The sequence below is a fragment of the Pseudomonas sp. C8002 genome, from assembly GCF_013385765.1.
Classification (GTDB): Bacteria; Pseudomonadota; Gammaproteobacteria; order Pseudomonadales; family Pseudomonadaceae; genus Aquipseudomonas.
The window spans coordinates 32,458-52,643 of sequence record NZ_JACAPJ010000037.1 but is presented as its reverse complement, the minus strand read 5'-3'; the positions used below and the strand labels follow the sequence as shown (position 1 = coordinate 52,643).

Below are 20,186 nucleotides of genomic sequence, written 5' to 3'. Positions count from 1 at the left end.
GTGTCTCATGCACGAATCAAATGAAATCAAACGTAAAGTCCTGCTCAACGCTCCACGCCAACGGGTCTGGGAAGCACTGACCGACGCCGAGCAATTCGGCAGCTGGTTTGGCATCGCCCTCAAGGGCAAACAGTTCGCCCAGGGGCGGGCCATTGAGGCCCCCATCACCTATCCCGGTTACGAGCACGTGGTGTGGAAGGCAAGGATCGAGCGGCTTGAACCACAGACACGGTTCTCTTTCAGCTGGCATCCCTACGCCGTAGACAAGGATGTGGATTACGACGCGGAAACCCCAACGCTGGTGGAGTTCACCCTCGAGGATCACGCCGAAGGCATCTTGTTGCGGGTGGTGGAGTCAGGTTTTGACGGGATCCCGGACGATCGCCGCCAGAAGGCCTACAAGAAGAACTCCCGAGGCTGGGATGATCAGATGAACAACATCGAAGACTATCTGGCGAAATCCCATCAGCCGTGAGCTGATGGGGCGCCGCATTCATCAGCCTTCGTGGGCGGTGCTGATTTCCAGGGTATCGGTGTAGGTCACCAACACGCTTTGGCCGACCTTGAGGTCTTTGAGGCCGGCGCGGATTTGCGGTTTCTCCACGGTCAGTACTTTGCTCTGGCCCGCCGGGTTTTCCAGGGTTACCTGGTTTTTCGCCAGGTCAATGTGGGTGATCTTCAACTGCACCTGTACCTGGCGGAAGGCCGCACCGCCCGGGTTCGGGTTATCCGCGGTGGCGCGCAAGACGCCAGTCTTCTCGGTGGCGTCCGGTGCGCTCTTGTCGATGTCGGTGTCCAGCACGGCGGCGACCGAATGGGTCACCAGCACCTTGACCTGATCACCTACCTTGAGATTGCCCAGGTCCTTGGCCTGGTCGCTGAGCTGCACATGCACGTTGCGGCCTTCGGCACCTTCGAGCACCACCTGATGGTTGGCGGCATCCACCTCCAGCACCTTGGTGGTCACCTCATCGGCTTCCAGCGACTTGGACAACGGGATATCGGCAGCATGTGCCGTCAGGGCACCAGCAGACAGCAGGGTTGCCAGGGCAATTGCCTGGCGAAGAGGGCGCAATACATTCATTGAGTGGACTTCCATGTGAGAGGAGCCTTGAGTCTAGTGGCGCGTTCGCGATTCGCAAATTCGCCACTGAGACGGAACGGCTACTTGATCACCACCGGATTCACCGGTGCGCCACTGCCCCCGACAATCTTCAGCGGGGCGGCGGTGTAGAGGAATTTCCACTGGCCGTCGTCCGCACAATCGGCGGCCAGTTCCTCCAGCAACACGATTTCGGTGAAGGCGATCCCCAGGTTGCGCATCAGCGCGCAATGCAGCGGAATCTGCACCCCGGACACCGGGTCGGTGATCACTTCGTTGGCGATGGTGTCGGTCACCAGGTTGGGGATTTCCATCTCGTGGAACCACTCCACCAGCTCCCGGCTGTAGGTCAGCCCCGGCTCCATCAGGTCCTTGAAGAACTCGGTCTTGCCCAGCTCATAAAACGCCCCCATGGACCCGGTGCGGATGATCAGGATGTCACGTTTTTCAATGGTCACGCCCTGGGCTTTGGCGGCGTCGAGCAGGTCCAGGTGGTTGAAGGTTTCGCCCCGGCCCAGGCACTTCTTGCCGCGATGGCGGGCCATGTCGATCAGCACCGCACGGCCCACCACGCCGCGTTCGGCAATCGCCAGCACGCTGGCCTTGGCCATGCCGCCAACGGTGGTCTGGGCGTCGTAGCCGTTCCACAGTTGATTGTCGTACCAGGCGTGGCCGAGGGCGTCGTACTGGGTCGAGCCTTGCAGCTGCATGAAGATCACGTCGTCGGAATACGCCGCACCACCGGTCATGTGCGGCTGTTTGCCGAAGTGGTAATGGCTGTGGTCGAGGGTATTGAAGCGCATCGACGGGTTGCGCGCCGGCCACATCGGGTCGCCGTCGGGGTGGCCGATCTGCACTTGCAGGGTAAAGGTCTTGCCCTGGCGCACCGAGGCCACGCCCCGCAGTACTTCGGCTTCAGTCAGGTAATTGAGGGCGCCGACTTCGTCGTCCGGGCCCCATTTACCCCAGTTCTTTGGCAGGCCTTCAAGCAATTCGCGGGTGTTCGGCTCGTTCTTATTATGAAGATCACACATAGCAATTCCGGTCCCTGTGAGAGTGAGTTACACGCAGCGCCCGCCATCGACTTCAAGGCAAGTGCCGGTGATGAACGCCGCTTCGTCCGACGCCAGGTACAGGCAGGCGTTGGCCACATCTTGCGGGGTGGAAAAGCGCCCCAGGGGAATGGTCGCCATGAATTTCTGGCGGTTTTCCGGGGTGTCCGGTACGCCCATGAATTCGCTGAGCAACGCCGTGGCACCCACTACCGGGTTCACGCAGTTGACGCGGATATTGTCCGGCCCCAGCTCCGCCGCCATGGTCTTGCTCATGACCACCACTGCGCCCTTGCTGCCGTTATACCAGACCAGTCCCGGACGCGGGCGGATCGCCGCCGTCGAGGCAATATTGACGAACACGCCGCCGCCCTGGCCGCGAAAATGCGGCACAAAATGCTTGGCGCTCAAGAAGATGCTTTTGACGTTGACCGCAAACACCCGGTCGAATTCGGCTTCGTCGACTTCCAGCATCGGCCGGTTGCGGTGGGTGGTACCGGCGTTGTTGATGACGATATCCAGGCCGCCGAACTGCTCCAAAGTGCCACGCAGCAGGGCGCCCATGCTTTCATCGTTGGCCACGTTGACCTCGATGAAATGCGCATGGCCGCCGCTTTCGGCGATTTCATTGACCACCCGCTGACCGCCGACGGCGTTCATGTCGGCGACGATGACCTTGGCGCCCTGGCGCGCGAAAGTCTTGGCGATGCCCTCGCCAAACCCCGAACCGGCGCCGGTGACGATCGCGACTTTATTGGCTAAACGCATGGTGTGTTCTCCGTTCTTGTTGTTGTGAGGAATCAACCGTGTTTGATCGCAATGGTCTTCAAGGTGGTAAAACCCAGCAGCGCCTCGAAGCCTTTTTCCCGTCCATACCCGCTGGCCTTTACGCCGCCGAATGGCAATTCAACGCCGCCACCGGCGCCATAGTTATTGATGAACACCTGGCCACAACGCAGGGTGCGCGCCAGGCGCATTTGCCGCGCGCCATCGCGGGTCCACACGCCGGCCACCAGGCCGAACTCGGTGCCGTTGGCCAGGCGAATCGCTTCGGCTTCATCGTCGAAGGGCATCACGGCCAGCACCGGGCCGAACACTTCCTGTTGCGCCAGGCGACTGTCAGGCGGCACATCGCGAAACAGCACCGCCTCCTGGAAATACCCGCCGCTGCCGGCCTCGGCCACCACCGTTCCGCGCGCGGCGACGGTGATCCCCGCCTGTTCGGCTTGACGAATAAACTCGCGCACCAGGCGCAGCTGCTTCTGATTGATCAGCGGGCCCATGTCCAGGTCCAGCGCCGAAGGCCCGGCGCGCAATTCGCTGAAACGTTGGCTGAGGCGTGCGAGCAGGGTTTCGTAAATGCTGCGTTCCACCAGCAAACGGCTGCCGGCGGAGCAGGTTTGCCCGCAGTTCTGAATGATGGCGTTGACCAGCACCGGCAACGCTTCATCCAGGTCGGCATCGGCGAACACCAGTTGCGGCGACTTGCCGCCCAACTCCAGGGTGACCGGGCAGTGGCGTTCGGCAGCGGCTTTCGACACGGCAGTACCGGTGGCGGTGGAGCCGGTGAACGAAATGTGATCGATGCCCGGGTGTGCACACAACGCCGCGCCGGCTTCGTAGCCGTAACCGGTGACTACGTTGATCGCGCCGGCTGGAAAACCAACCTCGGCAGCGATTTCCGCCAGGCGCAGCAACGACAGGCTGGCATCTTCCGCCGGCTTGACCACGCACGCATTGCCCGCCGCCAACGAGGCGCCGACGCTGCGCCCGAAAATCTGCATCGGGTAATTCCACGGGATGATATGCCCGGTCACCCCGTGGGGTTCGCGCACCGTCAACACCGTGTAGCCGGCCTGGTACGGCAGGGTTTCGCCGTGCAGTTTGTCGGCGGCACCCGCGTAGTATTCGAAATAGCGGGCAAGGGCGGTGGCATCGGCGCGGGCGACTTTCAGCGCCTTGCCGGTGTCCCGCGCCTCGATCTGCGCCAGCTCTTCATGATGTTCCAGCACCGCCACGCCGAGCTTGGCCAGCAAACGGCTGCGCTCCACGGCAGACAACCGGCCCCACGGGCCGTCGAAGGTTTCGCCGAGTGCCAGGCGCGCCGCGCTGATCGCCGCCTCGATATCGGCGGCCGTGCCACGGGCGATGCTCGAATAGGTTTCGCCGGTGCTGGGGTCGATCACCGGAATGTCTTCCAGCGAGGTCGACGCCAGCCATTGGTTGGCGATGTAATGTGCGTTGGTCATGTTCAGCTCCTGTTCCCTGCGACGCATTCGGCGATGGCGCGACCCACTTCGACAGTGCTGGCGCTGCCGCCCATTTCCCGGGTGCGCGGGCCTTCGGCAAGCACCGTTTCGATGGCGGACACGATGGCTGCCGCCGCTTCCTGGTAAAGCGGGTCACCGTCGCCCAGGTGCTCGATCATCAGCGCGGCCGACCAGATCTGCCCGATGGGATTGGCGACACCGAGCCCGGCAATATCCGGCGCGGAACCGTGCACCGGCTCGAACAGCGACGGATAGCGCCGCTCGGGATTGAGGTTGGCCGACGGCGCGATGCCGATGGTGCCGGTGCACGCCGGGCCGAGGTCGGAAAGGATGTCGCCGAACAGGTTGGAGGCCACCACCACATCGAACCAGTCGGGATGCTGCACGAAGTGCGCGCACAGAATGTCGATGTGGAACTTGGCGGTCTTCACGTCCGGGTAGCGCCGGGCAATTTCGTTAACCCGCTCGTCCCAGAACGGCATGGTGATCGAGATACCATTGGATTTGGTCGCCGCCACCAGGTTTTTCCGCGGGCGCTGTTGCGCCAGTTTGAAGGCGTAGTCCACCACGCGGTCCACGCCTTCGCGGGAGAAGATCGACTCCTGCACCGCGATTTCCCGCGCCGTGCCTTCCCACATGCGGCCGCCAACGCTGGAGTATTCGCCTTCGGTATTTTCCCGCACCACGATAAAGTCGATGTCCCCCGGCACGCGGTCGGCCAGCGGGCAGGGCACGCCGGGCATCAGGCGCACCGGGCGGATATTCACGTATTGATCGAACTGGCGGCGGATCTTCAGCAGCGACTCCCACACCGCAGTGTGGTCGGCAATGATGTCGGGCGCACCCACCGCGCCGAAGAAGATCGCGTCATGGCTGCCGATCTGTTCGGCCCAGTCGTCGGGCATCATCGTGCCGTGGGCCAGGTAGTGTTCGCTGCACCAGGCAAAGTGGTCGAAGTGAAAGTGAATACCGAAGCGCCGGCTGACAGCGTCCAGTACCCGCAGGCCTTCGGGCACCACTTCGCGGCCGATGCCGTCGCCGGGAATCACGGCGATGCGGTGGGTGGGGCGGGTGTGGGATTGGGACACGCCGTGTCTCCTGTCTTGTTTTTATAGGAAGGTCTGGCGGGGGCATTCTTGGCACAGCTGTGACAACAGGGGAATTGCTAATTGTGGAATCGGCCTTCGCAAAATTCGAAGGCCAAAGGTTTACGCAGGGTTGGCGCTCAGGTAGTCGAACAGTGCCAGGCTCGTCAGTGACGGCTGTTCCTTGCGCATGCACAGGTACATCTGCCGGTCGGCCCAGCTGTCGTCGATTTCGATAAAGCGCAAGGCCATCTCCTTGCGGAAGATCTGCACCGCGCCCTGTGGCAACACGCCCACACCCTGGCCGGCGGCGATCAAGCGGCACACTGCTTCGAAACTGCGCACCTGCACCCGCAGCCGCAACGGCATGCCGATCGCCGCGGCGGCCTCGGTAATCAACGGGGTGATGGCGGCGTTGTCTTCCAGGCCGACGAAGTCGTAGCCGAGCAAATCCTCGAAGCGCGCATGGCGCATTTTCAGTGGGTGGTCATTGGGCACGAGCAGGCACAGGCGGTCCTGGCAGTAGGGCTCGAACCGCAGCTCTTCGCTGGGGCGGGTGGTGACGATACCGACATCCGCCACGCCCTCGCGCACGGCCTGGAGGATCTCCCGGCTGCGCTCCTCGCGAATATCCAGGCGGATGCCCGGGTGCAAGGTGTTCCACTGGGTCAGTTGGCGCGGCAGTTCCTGGCTCATTGCCGAACTGTTGGCGTACAGGCAAACCCGGCCGGTGGCGCCCTTGGCGTAATCGGCGAGATCGGCGTGCATGCCGTCCACGGCCCGCAGGATCGATTGTGCATGCTGGGCCAATACTTCCCCGGCTGCCGTCGGTGAAACGCCGGTGGAGGTGCGGGTCAGCAGGGCGACCTTGAAGTGCTGCTCCAGCAGCGACAGGCGTCGGCTGGCGGCAGAGAGGGAGAGATGGGATTGCTCGGCCGCCCGGGACAGGTTGCCCAGCTTGACCGCCTTGAGGAACAGCTCGATGGAAGTGAGGTCGGGGGACATGCCGGGGTCCTTGTGCGCAGTGGTTGGGAAACTACGCAGTTGGCGTTCGGCTGTCCAATGTCCGGCAAACAACCCGGGTGCAGGCAGATCTGCTTTCTGTAGGAGCTGGCTTGCCTGCGATAGCATCACCGAGGTGCATCTGACACACCGAGGTGCCTGCATCGCAGGCAAGCCAGCTCCTACATTGACTAGGGTTAGAAGTCGATACTGGCCGACAGCTTGGCCACGCGCGGGTCACCTTGGGTCAGGTAGCCGCCGAGTGCCGATTCCCAGTACTTGGTATTGGCGACGTTCTCCACAGTGGCGCCGAGGGTGACGTCACGCTGTTCCACCTTGAAGGTGTAGCGGGCGCCCACGTCGAAGCGGTTCCAGGCGGGCAGGCTGAGGTTGTTGGCCGCGTCGGCATATTGGCCGCCGGTGCGCAGCATCCGGCCGTTGACTGTCACGCCTTGCAGGCCTGGTACATCCCAGTCCACGCCGGCATTCAGTTGGAAGGTCGGTACGCCGATGGCGCGGTTGCCGTCGTTGGCGCCGTTCTGGGTGCCGTGGACTTCGGTGTGGATGATGGTTGCGCCGCCCAGCAGGCGCAGGCCGGCGATCGGTTCACCGAACACGTTGAGCTCAACGCCTTTGTTGACTTGCTCGCCCTGGCGAACATAGGTGGCGCTCAAGCCGTCGGCGCTGAGTTGTGAGTAACCGTCGGTTGGTTGCTCGATGCGATACACACCCAGGGTTGCGCCATAGGTACCCATGTCGAGCTTGACCCCGGCTTCGGTCTGTTTCGAGCGCGCCGGGGCATAGGCCTGGCCGGCGTTGGTAATGGGTGCGGTGCCGGCGTTCTGAGGTGCGGTCGGGCCCTGGGCCAAGCCTTCGATATGGTTGGCATAGAACGACACGTGGTCCCACGGCTTGAACACCAGGCCGTACACCGGTGTGGTGATCGACTTGTCGTAATCGGCGTTACGTGGGCCCGACCCGTAGGCATACCCTTGGACCACCAGTTCCTGGCGGCGCAACCCGGCGGTCACCAGCAAGCGATCATCCATAAAGCCCAGGGTGTCCGAGACCGCTGCACTGCGGGCGAAGGTCTTGGCGGTGATGCCCGGATCGTTCAGGTCGCCGCCGACGAAACTGCCCTTGACCGGTTCGGCAACGTCCACCGGGTTATAGATATTGCTGGCGTGGCCGTTGAGGTCGAAGTCATAGGCGTTGCGCGTCTGGGCCCAGATCCCGGTCAACCCGAAGTTCAGTTTGTGGCTGACAGCGCCGGTCTGGAACTTGCCATTCAAGCCCGCCATCAGGCTGGTGTTGTCTTCCTGGTGGGCGATGCGCGAGCCGCTGACGGTGGCATTGCCCAGGGTGTCATTCAACGTGACCGAGGAGTAACGGCCAATCTCGTTGGTGTGCTTGGCGCCGCCTGCGATGTAGGCGGTCCAGTTGTCATTCAGGTCGTACTCGGCGCGCAACATGCCGAAAGTGTCTTCCAGGCTGCTGGTGCCCCAGCTCGGCGCGTAGTTGGTGTCGGCCGAAGGCGCGTTGGGGATATGGGTCAGGTTCTGGCCGAGCAACACGGTGTTGCGCCCGCCATTGATCTGCTGTTTCGAGTAGACAAAGTCTCCCGACAAACGCAGCGCATCACCGCGATAGTCCAGGCCAACCGCAAACAGCTTCGAACGCTGGCTCTCGTCATCGATCCCGGTGTCGCCTTCGCGCTGGGAAATATTCACCCGTGCGCCAAAACGATTGTCCTCGCCAAAACGTTGCCCGATATCCAGGTGCTCGCCGACCCGGCCATCGCTGCTGATGTCGGTGCTGAAACGCCGCAACGGCACATCATCGGCGCGCTTGGGTTGCAGGTTCACGCCGCCGCCAATCCCGGAACCGCCGGGCGTCACGCCATTGATAAAGGCGTTGGGGCCCTTGAACACTTCAACCCGCTCCAGGGCGTCGGTGGACATGATCTGGCGCGGCAGGATGCCGTACAGACCGTTGAACGAAATGTCATCGCCGTTCAGCGGCAGGCCACGGATCACAAAGGCCTGGGCCTGGTTCGCGTACCCCGACGCCTGGCGCACGGACGAATCGTTGAGCAGCACATCGCCGACGTTCTCGGCCTGCTGGTCACGGATCAATTTTTCGGTGTAGGAAGACATGCTGAACGGCACGTCCATGATGTCCTGGTTGCCCAGCACCCCCAGCTGCCCGCCGCGGGCGACCTGGCCGCCGGCGTACACCGGGGGCAGGGCGTTGGGCGTGGCCGCGTCGGCGCTGATGGTGGTAGCACCCAGTTCCAGAGCCTTGCCGTCCTGACTGTTGTTCGCATCCTGCGGGGTTTCTGGAGTGGCGGCGTGAGCGGCGAGGCTCAGGGAGCAGCAAAGGGCGAGCAGGGTAGGGCGAAACGGCACAGCCAAACGGGTGGAAGTGGGCATGGTCGATCCTGACGGCGAACCGTCAATGTGAGGAAAAGGACAACAACGTTGCGCGTCCTCGCTGCGCGGATACGACTCCGGTGCGAATGATAGTAATTGTCATTAATGTTCTGCAACAAGTTTGTGAGATTACTCTCTCCGTATACGTAGGCCATTTCGGTTAAGTCGCCGCGCCGTGGCACAGGCCGAGTAGAATCACGCCCTGAAAGTGATTCTAGAGGTGTGGCAAGGTGGATTTACAGCAGGGGTTTGTCCTGACCCGGCATTGGCGCGACACCCCGGCGGGCACGGAGGTCAGCTTTTGGCTGGCTACCGATCAAGGCCCCAGGTTCGTGCGCTTGCCGGTGCAGACCTCCGTGATGTTCATCCCGCAAGCCCATCGCAAGCCCGCCGAGCTGCAGCTCAAGGGCGAGCGCGGTATCGAGTTGCGTGACTTGGCGCTCTGCGACTTCCACCATCGCCCGGTGCTGGGCCTCTACACCAAACAGCATCGCCAATTGATGGACCTGGAAAAGCGCCTGCGTCGAGCCGGCATCGACGTCTACGAAGGCGATGTGCGCCCGCCCGATCGCTACATGATGGAGCGCTTCATCACCGCGCCGGTGTTGTTCGGCGGCAAAGCGGGCGAGGGCGGCATGCTGGTGGAGGCGCAGATGAAACCCGCGCCGGATTACCGCCCGCCCCTCAAGCTGGTGTCGCTGGACATCGAGACCACCGCCCAGGGCGACCTGTATTCCATCGCCCTGGAAGGTTGCGGCGAGCGCCAGGTGTACATGCTCGGCCCGCCCAACAACACCGATGCGGTGGACTTCAAGCTCGACTACTGCGACACCCGCGCCGAACTCCTCGAACGCCTGAATGTGTGGCTCGCCACCCATGACCCCGACGCGATCATCGGCTGGAACCTGGTGCAGTTCGACCTGCGCGTGCTGCACGAACACGCGCAACGCCTGAACGTGCCGCTGCTGCTGGGCCGTGGCGGCGATGCCATGGGCTGGCGCGAGCACGGCAGCCGCAATCACTACTTCGCGGCAGCGGCCGGGCGGTTGATCATCGATGGCATCGAAGCCTTGCGCTCGGCCACCTGGAGTTTCGAATCCTTCAGCCTGGAAAACGTCGCCCAGACCTTGCTCGGTGAAGGTAAATCGATCTCCACGCCGTACCAGCGCATGGACGAAATCAACCGCATGTTCGCCGAGGACAAGCCCGCGCTGGCACGCTACAACCTCAAGGACTGCGAGCTGGTCACGCGGATTTTCGAGAAGACCGAGCTGCTGAAATTCCTCCTCGAACGAGCCAGCGTCACCGGCTTGCCGGCAGACCGCAACGGCGGTTCGGTGGCAGCGTTCACGCACCTGTACATGCCGCTGATGCACCGCCAGGGTTTCGTCGCGCCGAACCTGGGAGACAAACCACCCCAGGCCAGCCCCGGCGGGTTTGTCATGGATTCGCGCCCGGGCCTCTACGAGTCGGTGCTGGTGCTTGACTACAAAAGCCTCTACCCGTCGATCATCCGCAGCTTTCTGATCGACCCGGTGGGCCTGATCGAAGGCCTGCGTCACCCCGAAGACAGCGAGTCGGTGGAAGGCTTTCGCGGTGCGCGGTTTTCCCGCACCCGGCATTGCCTGCCGTCGATTGTCGCGCGGGTTTCCGAGGGCCGCGAAGTGGCCAAGCGCGAACACAACGCGCCGCTGTCCCAAGCGCTGAAGATCATCATGAACGCCTTCTACGGCGTACTCGGCTCCAGTGGTTGCCGCTTCTTCGACACGCGACTGGCATCGTCCATCACCCTGCGCGGCCACCAGATCATGCGCCAGACCCGCGAGCTGGTCGAAGCCCGGGGTTATGAGGTGATCTACGGCGATACCGACTCGACTTTTGTCTGGCTCGGCAGCCCCCATTCCCAGGAAGACGCGACGCGCATCGGCCTGGACCTGGTGCAGCACGTCAACACCTGGTGGCGCGAGCGCCTGCAGAGTGAGTTCGGCCTGCAAAGCGCCCTGGAACTGCAATACGAAACCCACTTCAGCCGCTTCCTGATGCCGACCATTCGTGGTGCGGAAGAAGGCAGCAAAAAGCGCTACGCCGGGCTGGTCACCCGTGCCGACGGCAGCGAAGAAATGGTCTACAAGGGCCTGGAAACCGTACGCAGCGACTGGTCGCCCCTGGCCCGGCAATTCCAGCAGGAACTCTACCAGCGCATCTTCCACCGCCAGCCCCACCAGGATTATGTGCGCGACTACGTACGTCGCACCTTGAGCGGCGAGCTCGACGACCTGCTGATCTACCGCAAGCGCCTGCGCCGGCAACTGGGTGACTACGAGCGCAACGTACCGCCCCACGTGCGCGCCGCGCGGCTGGCCGACGAATACAACGACCGCCAGGGCCGCCCGCGCCAGTACCAGAACGGTGGCTGGATCAGCTACGTGATCAGCGTCAACGGCCCCGAACCGCTGGAAGTGCGCCAGGCACCGATCGACTACGACCACTACGTCACCCGGCAACTGCAACCGGTGGCGGACGCGATCCTGCCGTTTGTAAACGATGACTTCGGCACCCTGGTGGGCGGCCAGATGGGCTTGTTCTGAAACGGCTTGCCTTGAGGTGGCGAGAGCCTGCAATCTTGGCCACTGACGACCACCATACAGCGCAGCCCTCCCATGACTGAAATCACCCTGACCGGCACCACGGTCGAACTCCGGCCCCTGCAACGCGAACACGCCACCGCCCTGGTACAGGCTGCTGCCGACGGGCAGTTGTGGAACCTCAAGGTCACCAACGTGCCGGGGCCCGACACCGTCGAAAAGTACGTGGACATTGCCCTGGCCGGGCGTGAGGCGGGCACCGTGATGCCGTTTGTCATCGTGCGCCGCGACACCGGTGAAGTGGTGGGCAGCACCCGGTTCTGGAAAGTCGACCGGGTCAACCGCAAGCTGGAGATCGGCCACACGTTTATCAGCCAGTCGGTGCAGAAATCCGGGGTCAACACCGAGGCCAAGCTGTTGCTGCTGACCCACGCGTTTGAAGTGATGGAGTGCGTGCGGGTGCAGTTCACCACCGATGAACTCAACGAAAAATCCCGGGCCGCGATCCTGCGCCTCGGCGCGGTACAGGAAGGGATCGTGCGCCACGAGCGCATCATGCCCGATGGCCGCAAGCGCAACTCGGTGCGCTTCAGCATCATTGATCCGGAATGGCCACAGGTGAAGGCGGGGTTGCAAGCCAGGCTGGCTCGCTAGGGCTTATGGCTCAGCTCTTCCACCAACTCATCCATCCGGTCGGCAATTTTCGGCGTGGTCGACAGCACAAAGCCTTTTTGCGTGCCCACATAGGTCTCGACGATGTACAGCGTGTCGCCCACATCCAGCCCCAGTTCCTGCAAGGCTTCGTCTGGCAGGCGGATGGCGCCGTCGCCGTCCCAGTCTTCGATCGTGACGCGTTTGCTGTGCATGATGGCTTCCCGTTGAACGAATGAACGGCCTAGCCTAACACCTCAATCCACTGCCAGGAGGCTTGGCACTGTGTACACCCTTTACGGAACCCAAGGCACCGGCTCGTGCATCATCGAAATTGCCCTGCAGCGTTGCGGTGTCGAGTGGTGCCAGGTCGACGCCTGCTCCTGGGAAGACCGCGTGGGCAACGAGGCGTTGGCGCGGATCAACCCGCTCAAGCAAATCCCCACCCTGCAACTGCCCAATGGCAGCGTGTTGACGGAAAGCGCGGCGATCCTGATTCACCTGGGCCTGCAGTTTCCCGCCTCAGGGCTGCTGCCCGAGGAGCCCGCCCAAGTCATTCGCGGCCTGGTGTACATCGCCGCCAACTGTTACTCGGCGATTGGCATCATCGACTATCCGGAACGCTGGACCGACAGCCCCGATGCGCAGCAGCATGAACAGTTGATCAGCGGCACCCGTCGCCGCCTGCATAGGGCCTGGGAGGTGTTTGCCGATCAATTTGCCGAGCAACTGTTCACCCCGGCGCAGGTTCCGAATGCACTGGCGATCATGGCTGCGGCGGTGTCGCGTTGGGCAGGCGGGCGGGACGCGCTGCAACAGTCGCGGCCTGAGTTTGCCCGGGTGCTGGCGCAGGTGGATGCCCACCCAAACGTAGCGCCGGTATTTGCCCGGCATTGGCCGTCGTGAGCATCCGCAATCAAAAGAAACAATGAGGCGTAAGGTGGCTAAACGCCTTGCGTCGCGGGCGTCCTGACCTACGCTTTCTGAAGTTGTTGTAGGAATCATCCTTGAATTTGACTGTCGCAGACATGAAACTCAAGAACCCTGCATGGAATTCAAAGGAGGTGTGCATGCTCATCCGGTCGCTGACCCTGGCTACCCTGATGGCTTTTACGGGGCCGCTGTTGGCCGCGGATGATCTCAATCCGCTCAAGCAGGACCTGGGCAAGTCCCGTCCGTTGGTGGTGGTGGAGCTCGACTCCGGCAACCCGACGTTGGCCACCCTCAAGAAACAGCTGGACGAGCCTGCCAACAAGCAGTCCTTTGAAGAGCGCAACATGGTGCTGTACACCGTGTCCTTTGGCAGCATCGGCGCTGAAGGCGAGAAGTTCGCCAAGGACGCGAAGGACAACAAGAAGCTCGCGCCGCCGGAAACCAACGCGCTGATCCGCGCACTCAAGCTGGGCGCCGGCAGTGGTACCAAGGTGATCCTAGTGGGCAAGGACGGCGAGAAAAAACTCGAGAAGACCGTGCCACCCGACACCCTCAGCCTGGCGGATTTCTTCAGCGCGATTGATCAGATGCCCCAGGCTGAAAAGGACCTTGCCGCCCCGGCCGAACCTGAGCCCGCTGCCCCTGCAGCAGGCAAGCCTGGAGCCAAGGCGGGCAAAAACACCAAGCATCCAGCGCCACAACCGGCACTGGATGATTGAGCGTTTTTCTGTAGGAGCTGGCTTGCCTGCGATAGCATCACCTCGGTAATTCAGGCACACCGCGGTGATGCCATCGCAGCCTCGCTAAAGCTCGACAGCTCCCACATCACGCCTCAAGCTCCAGGCTTTTCACCGGCCACCGCCGGTGCCTTGCGCACCGGGAACGGGAAGTAGAAAAACCGCAGGAAGGCCACCCGCTTGATCACCTCGCCGATCATCAACGGCACCACCACCGCCACCACCAGCCCGATAAACGCCGCCGCCACATCCGGCAGGCCCAGGTGCTGCAGGAGGGCAATGGTCTTGTGCTGGATCTCGCCGTGGAAAATCAACAGGATCAGTGTCGACTGGCCGATGTAGGTCATGGCGCGGGTCAGCACCGCAGACGTCATCATCAACCCGGCCAGCGCCCAGCAGATGTACACACCGATCACCGCCAGTGCACTGGTCCAGAACCAATGGTCATAGCGCCGTTGGGCCAGGTCCATGGTGTCCCAGGTCGGGATGAAAATCGCGAAGTACACCACCAGCGCCACCACCATGCTCAGCAGTGAGCTCTGATGTTTGCGCAGCACGTCCCGCAGCAGATAACCGAGGATGAAATAGGTACTGCTGATCAACGTGACATCCAGGCTGAAGGGCAGCCCCGGCATCGTCCAGGTCTGGCCGCCGACGGTGATCGGTACCTGCCAGAACCAGTCCAGGGTCCAGACCCCCAGCAGCAACTGCACGCCCACCACCACGCAACTCCACACCAGGGACAGGCCCAGGCGTTGCATCAGCCGCAGCATCACCCAGGCAAACAGTATCGCCGCCCAGAAGTGTGGCAAGAACCACAAGGCCTGCCAGGGCAGGGTATCCACCGAGGCGTACAGCACGCCCCCAATGTCGGGCAGCAGCGGTTGGCCGCGCAGGATGTCGCGCACCAATACGTACACCAGCATCGTGGTGAAGAACGGCTTGAGCAGGGCATCGGCCTTGCGCACCGCCATTTCAACGAACGGCTGCTCGGGCTTGAAGAACACCCCGGAGAGGAAAAAGAACAGCGGCAGGATGAAGACCGCGAGTATCGGGTACAGCAGGTTCGGGGAATGCTCCACGAACCAGCCATGCCCGAACACGATGATCAGGATGCCAATGCCCTTGGCAATATCCATTTGAATCCAGCGTTTTTTCACCTGACTGCTCCCACTCTATAAATCTGCCTTGCGCCACGGCTTGAGCCACAGGCCCATGCCCAGCAACACCACGGCCCCCGCCAGGGTGCTCAACCCCAGCTGAAGCCAGATACCTTGGATCCTGAACAGCACCAACGCCGCCAGGCCCATCATCAATGCACTCAACACCCAGTGCCGCTTCCAGGGCAGGGCGCCGAGCAAGTCCTGGCGCTGCATCAACAGCAACGCGGTGCACAACACCCCGGCGAGGGCGGCCAGCGGAATGCCCGCCAGGCCAAACACAAACGGCAGCGCAGCCAGCAGCAGCACGTTCACCAGGCTGCCCAGCAACTCGCAACGCAGCGGCTGGCGGGTGTCGCCGGCGGCATAGGCATAACGCGCCAGCAGGGCGTTCCAGGCGCCGAACACCAGCGGCACGGCAAACCAGGCCAGCAACAGCGGCAACGGCGAATCCACCGACTGCTTCGGCAGCAGCAACGCCACCAGGCTCGGCGCCGCCGCCACCAGGCCGACGCCTGCGGGCAAGGTCAGCAGGCTGGCGGTTTCCAGGCCACGCTTGAGCAGGGCCAGGCGCTCGTCGCCCTGGCGCCGGCTCATCATGCCCAGCAGCACCTGGTTGAGGCTCATCAGGGCAATCAACGGCAAGTTCATCAGCTTGCGGGCCAGGTTGACCCAGGTCACCGCACCTTCACCCAGCAAGGACGCCACCAGCCGTTCAATCAGCGCCAAACCCTGGCTGGCACCGTTGCTTAAAAGTAGCGGGCCTATGCGAGCGCCCAGCTCGCGCAATTCCAATGTCGAAGCCCGCAGCCGCCACGGCCGCCAGCCCAGGCGCAGCATCGACGGCAACAGCGCCAGGGGCATCAGCAGGCTGCCGGTGAGGCAGGCCAACGCCAGCGAGTGCGGTTGCGTGGCGGTACCGGCGAGGGCGAGGTAGGTCACCGGCGGCAGGTTGAACAGCAACGAACCGAGCCCCGCGACCACAAAGCGCTCGCTGGCCTGCAGCGGAATACTGAACAGCGCATGCAGCATCAGCCCCGGCACACTCCAGGCGAGAATCTGCAAGTTGCTGCTGGCGAGGCTGGTGGCCGTCGCCGCCAGCCCCGGGCCGAGCAGCTGCACCAGCCATGGCGCCAGCAACGTCAGCAGCAGGCTGGTCACCAGGGCGATCAGCAACAGCGCCGGGAACAACACCGCCAGCCAGTCCAGGCGCTCGCCGTCCTTGCGTTGCAGGTACAGCGGCAGGGCGGCGGCACTCAGCACACCGCCGGCCAGGGACATGCGTAACGCTTCGGGCAAGAACAGCGCGATCAGGAACGCATCGCTGCGCTCGCCCGCACCCCACGCCGCCACCAGCAACCACTCACGGGCAAACCCGAGGCACAGCCCCAGCAAGGTTGCCAGGGTCAACCAGAACGCCGATCCGAGCATGCCTAGGGCCCGACGCTATTGAACACAGGCTTGCGATGCGCCACGGTCTTGACCTTTGGCAGACGCGCCGGAAACAGACGCCGCGCCTCCAGCACGTTGATCCCCACCATCAGCCAGAACAGCGCAATCATCACCAGGGCGAAGCTGAAGTAGTGGTCAAAAAAGCCGCTGACCAGCGCCGACAGAATCCCCGCCGTGCTGCCCAGCCAGATCGCATTGTCCTTGGTCAGGCGGATCGGGCCGATTTCCGGACGGGACTCGCGCCACCAGCGCCAGGTCACTGCGATAAACAGCAGCATGCTGATCACCCCGGTCTTGTAGACGAAATTCAGCCACAGGTTGGAAATCCCCAGCAGGTGCGTACCCGGCACCGGAGGGTCAACCTTGAAGCCAATGCCCAGCGGGTAACTGGCCACGGCCTGGGGGAACATGCGGTATTCGTCAAAGCGCACTTCGGTACTCGCGTTCTGCGCCGAAAAGATTGTCGCCAGACGTTCCTGCAACGGTGGGTACGACAGCACCAGCGCCACGGCCAACGCCACGCCGATCATCAGCAAACGCCCGGTGTACGGCACCCGGCGCGACGCCATCCAGATCAGCACCAGCGCCAGGCTGACCATCGCCCCCCGGCTGCTGGCCAACAGCAGGGCCGCCGCACCCAGGCAGGCAACGCCCAGGCCGAGACCGCGTTTCCAGCCGGTGTTGGTGATGCCGTAGCAGAACGCCAATGGCAGCAGCAGCGCCATGATCCCGCCGGTGGCATTCGGGTGCATCCATGGCGAACCCATCCGCGAGGCCATGGCACCCAGGCCCAGGGACAGGGTGTCGAGGCTGCCGTAGTTCATCAGGGTCAGGATCGGCAACATGCCCGAGGCCGAGCGCGAGCGGATAAATACGCCGATGGACATCACCAGCATCGCCAGTGTGCCCAGCAACAAGGCGATCACCAGGGCTTCGCGGTTCTTCTGTTCAACCAGCAGCTTGGCGGCGAGGAACAGCACCGACAGGTTCAGCAGCCAACGCAACCAGTTCGCCACGCCGCTGGCCTCGGCGGTGATGCTGACCTGGCCGACGATAAACGGCACCACTGTGAAGATCATCAGCCACATCAACATGCGGTCGGTAGGGCGCCGCGACAGCGGTGGGGCGGCCGGCAGGCGCGAGAGGAAACCGTGCCAGATCACCGCCGCCCAGGTCAGGGCGATCAGCGCCTCACTGACCGTACTGCGAATCCCCAGGTTGAGGGTGGAGTAGGGCATGAACGTCGCCACCAGGGCGAACAGCAGCAGTCCCCAGAACGGGAACCGCAGAATCGTCACGGCAGCGGCCAGGCCGATCACTGCCAGCACGGCCTTGACCGGGGAAAGAAACAGGATCAACCCACCAAACAGCAGGCCGAAGACGATGGCGACGAGGCTACCCAGTGAGATTCTCAATTCAATTCCTCGATCAGTTCGGCCAGGCGCCGACGGTAGGCCTGGTGGTTGAAGCGTTCGGCCCAGCTGCGTAACTGTTCAGGTGGTTGTTCGACGGGTTGGTCGGCCAGGTGCAGCATCAATTGCACCAGCGCCGCGCCGTCCGTGGGTGAAAACCGCGGTGCCAGCGGCGGGGTGATTTCGTCCAGCGAGGTACCGCTGGCCACCGCCACCGGAGTGCCGACGCTCAGGGCTTCGATTACCGGCAAGCCAAAGCCTTCCGCGTAGGAAGGCTGCCACAGGCGCAAGGCCTTGCGGTAGAGCCCGTGCAATTCAGCGTCGGATACGCCGCTCAAGGCGCGTATCCCCGGGTAGTTGCGTTGTGCTTCGGGCAAATGCTCCAGGCTGCCCACCAGCACCAGTTCCGGCACGCTCGGCGACTGGCTGCGCGCTTGCTGCCAGGCGTCCACCAGGAACGGCACGTTCTTGCGCAATTCCCGGGTACCCACCAGCAGCCAGTAGCGCTCGGGCAGTTGCCGGGCCGAGAGGTCCGCCGGCAGTCCGACAAAACCCACCACCTGGTTGGGCAACACGCGAATCTTGCCTGCCGCCTTGGGAAACAGCCGCGCGGTTTCGTCGGCACTGTACTGCGAAGGCGTCCACACCCGGTCTGCCGTGTGCACCGCATAGGTGATCGACAGCCGATCACTGGCCTTGTAGATCAGCGCCTTCAGGCGGTTGGCGTGATAGTTGTCCAGGGTGATCTGAAACAGGTCATGCAGCAGCACCACGGTGCGCAGGCCCTGGGGTGTGGGCGGCAGCGGCAGGCCCATATTGAAGGTGCTGATGTACACATCGATGTGCTCATTGCGCAGCGCCTTGGGCAGATAGCCCGCCTCGAAACGCAGGCGCTGGTGCGGCTGGTGCATGGCGGTCTTGGCGCAGCCCCAGTCCGGGCAATGCACGTTCAGGCGCAGCTCATCCCCCAGCGGCGCGACGCTGAAGCGTTCGAGCTCGATGCCGGGCAGGGTGCGCAGGGCATCTTCCAGGGCGTACACCTGGCGACTGATGCCTGATTGCGGCGAGGTGCCGACGGTGCGGTAATCGAGGCCTATGCGCATGCCGGCTCCTTTTGGCTCTGGGGCGACAGTTGCGCGTACACCTGCTCCAGCTGGCTGGCGGCGACGCTCCAGTCATGGGCACGGCGCACATAGGCGCGACCGGCTTCGCCCATGGGAGCAGCGACTTCAGGCTGTTGCAGCAGGCGCACCACGGCGTCGGCCAGGCTTTCAGCGGTCTGGCCGCCGAGGTAATCCAGGCCTTCCACCAGGTCCAGGCCGGACACGCCCTGGTCGGTACTCGCCAGCGGCAGGCCGGCGGCCAGGGCTTCAAGCACCTTGAGCTTGGAGCCGCCGCCATGGCGCAACGGTGCCAGAAACACCGAGCAACTCGATTGCAGGGCCAGCAGGTTGGGGACAAAGCCCTGCCATTCGATGCGTCCGTCCTTCCAGCGTTCGCGCCAGCTTTCCGGCATGCCGAAACCGCAGACGCTCATGCGTGCGTCGGGGCAGCGGGCCCACACTTTCGGCAGGATCTCATCCAGTGCCCACTCGATGGCATCGACGTTGGGCGCGTATTCGTAGTTGCCCAGAAACAGCACGCGGCGGGTCGTCGGGTCGGGTCGGGCAGCAGCGAAGTGCGCGCAATCCACCCCGTTGACCACCACCGGTACCGGCTTGCCGGCAATCTGCGCCAGGGTCTGGGCGTCGGCGTCGGTCACGGCGACCACTTGCGCGGCCTGGCGCATCACCCGGTGTTCCCAGCGGCCGTAGCGCCATTGATCGTAGCGTATGAACGGCAACGCCCAGCCGGGCAGGCGGTCGTAAGTCGCGGCGCCGAGGGACGATTCGACATTGTGCTCGGTCAGCACAAACGGCTGGGAGCGACGGGCCAATGCAGCTTCGTAAGGCTGGAAGGTGTAGGTATGTTCGATCTGCACCACGTCCCAATGCTCGGTCAGCAAGCGCTCGAAGGTGTCCTGCAGTTCACCCGACAGGCCATTCACACTGGCCAGCAACGGGTACGGCGCAAACAGCCCGGCCAGCAGGGTCTTCAGGCTGCGCAGCGGGCGGCGGGGGAGGATGATCACCTGTTCCAGAAAGGCTTCCAGCACGTGGCGATCCGTCAGCGATACCGCATGTTTGTCATGCAGTAGCAAGGTGATCCGATGCCCGCGCGCAGCCAGGCTGCGCAGCAAATGAAACTGGCGCGTCTTGCCGCCGCTGGTAGCGGGCCAAGGCGAGTAGGGCAGGATCCAGAGGATGCGCATGG

At 63.3% G+C, this 20,186-nt stretch carries 18 protein-coding genes; 5 read left to right on the top strand and 13 right to left on the bottom strand.

Annotated elements, in window-relative coordinates; all coding sequences use genetic code 11:
- Positions 1–7: 7 nt before the first annotated feature.
- Positions 8–475, top strand: a complete 468-nt coding sequence (locus HX814_RS28785; protein WP_177009205.1) for an SRPBCC family protein — start codon at positions 8–10, stop codon at positions 473–475.
- Positions 476–496: 21 nt separating this feature from the next.
- Here the strand turns inward: HX814_RS28785 and HX814_RS28780 are convergent, their stop codons facing one another.
- The 7 genes from HX814_RS28780 to HX814_RS28750 form a co-directional block, all read right to left on the bottom strand.
- On the bottom strand, positions 497–1,084 hold the full coding sequence (locus HX814_RS28780) for a hypothetical protein (RefSeq protein WP_177009204.1): 588 nt from the start codon (positions 1,082–1,084) through the stop codon (positions 497–499).
- An 80-nt stretch (positions 1,085–1,164) separates the two neighbouring features.
- A complete protein-coding gene (locus tag HX814_RS28775) occupies positions 1,165–2,136 on the bottom strand; it encodes a cyclase family protein (RefSeq protein ID WP_087695324.1) in 972 nt (323 codons plus the stop codon).
- A gap of 27 nt (positions 2,137–2,163) precedes the next feature.
- Entirely contained in the window at positions 2,164–2,922 is a 759-nt protein-coding gene (locus HX814_RS28770; RefSeq protein WP_008434578.1) for an SDR family oxidoreductase, read from the bottom strand.
- A 32-nt stretch (positions 2,923–2,954) separates the two neighbouring features.
- The gene (locus HX814_RS28765) at positions 2,955–4,403 is read right to left on the bottom strand and encodes an aldehyde dehydrogenase family protein (RefSeq protein ID WP_177009203.1); all 1,449 of its coding nucleotides are present in this window, start codon (positions 4,401–4,403) and stop codon (positions 2,955–2,957) included.
- Positions 4,404–4,405: 2 nt separating this feature from the next.
- Positions 4,406–5,512: a tartrate dehydrogenase gene (locus tag HX814_RS28760; RefSeq protein ID WP_177009202.1), complete on the bottom strand. Its 1,107-nt coding sequence runs from the start codon at positions 5,510–5,512 to the stop codon at positions 4,406–4,408.
- A gap of 120 nt (positions 5,513–5,632) precedes the next feature.
- Positions 5,633–6,514 carry a LysR family transcriptional regulator gene (locus HX814_RS28755; RefSeq protein ID WP_003208237.1) on the bottom strand — a complete coding sequence of 294 codons (882 nt, stop codon included), beginning with the start codon at positions 6,512–6,514 and terminating at the stop codon, positions 5,633–5,635.
- 194 nt (positions 6,515–6,708) lie between these two features.
- Positions 6,709–8,943, bottom strand: a complete 2,235-nt coding sequence (locus HX814_RS28750; RefSeq protein WP_177009201.1) for a TonB-dependent siderophore receptor — start codon at positions 8,941–8,943, stop codon at positions 6,709–6,711.
- A 230-nt stretch (positions 8,944–9,173) separates the two neighbouring features.
- Between HX814_RS28750 and HX814_RS28745 the strand changes: the two genes are divergently transcribed.
- The gene (locus HX814_RS28745; RefSeq protein WP_003208233.1) at positions 9,174–11,531 is read left to right on the top strand and encodes a DNA polymerase II; all 2,358 of its coding nucleotides are present in this window, start codon (positions 9,174–9,176) and stop codon (positions 11,529–11,531) included.
- 72 nt (positions 11,532–11,603) lie between these two features.
- Positions 11,604–12,182 (top strand): GNAT family N-acetyltransferase, encoded by a 579-nt coding sequence (locus HX814_RS28740; protein ID WP_008434573.1) that lies wholly within the window; start codon positions 11,604–11,606, stop codon positions 12,180–12,182.
- Here the strand turns inward: HX814_RS28740 and HX814_RS28735 are convergent.
- Positions 12,179–12,394 carry an AbrB/MazE/SpoVT family DNA-binding domain-containing protein gene (locus HX814_RS28735; RefSeq protein ID WP_003208231.1) on the bottom strand — a complete coding sequence of 72 codons (216 nt, stop codon included), beginning with the start codon at positions 12,392–12,394 and terminating at the stop codon, positions 12,179–12,181. The genes HX814_RS28740 and HX814_RS28735 overlap by 4 nt on opposite strands.
- Before the next feature lie 70 nt (positions 12,395–12,464).
- Here HX814_RS28735 and HX814_RS28730 point away from each other — a divergent pair, with 70 nt between their 5' ends.
- A complete protein-coding gene (locus HX814_RS28730) occupies positions 12,465–13,085 on the top strand; it encodes a glutathione S-transferase (protein WP_177009200.1) in 621 nt (206 codons plus the stop codon).
- Positions 13,086–13,249: 164 nt separating this feature from the next.
- Positions 13,250–13,831: a DUF4174 domain-containing protein gene (locus HX814_RS28725; protein ID WP_003208227.1), complete on the top strand. Its 582-nt coding sequence runs from the start codon at positions 13,250–13,252 to the stop codon at positions 13,829–13,831.
- Between the two features lie 113 nt (positions 13,832–13,944).
- On the opposite strand, the gene HX814_RS28720 is transcribed toward HX814_RS28725, so the two are convergent.
- Genes HX814_RS28720 through HX814_RS28700 form a run of 5 tightly spaced genes read right to left on the bottom strand, consistent with a single transcriptional unit; the run spans position 13,945 to position 20,184 of the window.
- Positions 13,945–14,988 carry an acyltransferase family protein gene (locus HX814_RS28720; RefSeq protein WP_177009209.1) on the bottom strand — a complete coding sequence of 348 codons (1,044 nt, stop codon included), beginning with the start codon at positions 14,986–14,988 and terminating at the stop codon, positions 13,945–13,947.
- Between the two features lie 36 nt (positions 14,989–15,024).
- A complete protein-coding gene (murJ, locus tag HX814_RS28715) occupies positions 15,025–16,440 on the bottom strand; it encodes a murein biosynthesis integral membrane protein MurJ (protein WP_177009199.1) in 1,416 nt (471 codons plus the stop codon).
- A gap of 2 nt (positions 16,441–16,442) precedes the next feature.
- Complete coding sequence (locus HX814_RS28710; protein ID WP_043225192.1) at positions 16,443–17,870, bottom strand: O-antigen ligase; 1,428 nt, start codon at positions 17,868–17,870, stop codon at positions 16,443–16,445.
- A gap of 2 nt (positions 17,871–17,872) precedes the next feature.
- Complete coding sequence (locus HX814_RS28705; RefSeq protein WP_177009198.1) at positions 17,873–18,976, bottom strand: glycosyltransferase family 1 protein; 1,104 nt, start codon at positions 18,974–18,976, stop codon at positions 17,873–17,875.
- On the bottom strand, positions 18,967–20,184 hold the full coding sequence (locus tag HX814_RS28700; protein WP_177009197.1) for a glycosyltransferase family 4 protein: 1,218 nt from the start codon (positions 20,182–20,184) through the stop codon (positions 18,967–18,969). The genes HX814_RS28705 and HX814_RS28700 overlap by 10 nt, the downstream gene beginning before the upstream one ends.
- Between the last annotated feature and the right edge of the window lie 2 nt (positions 20,185–20,186).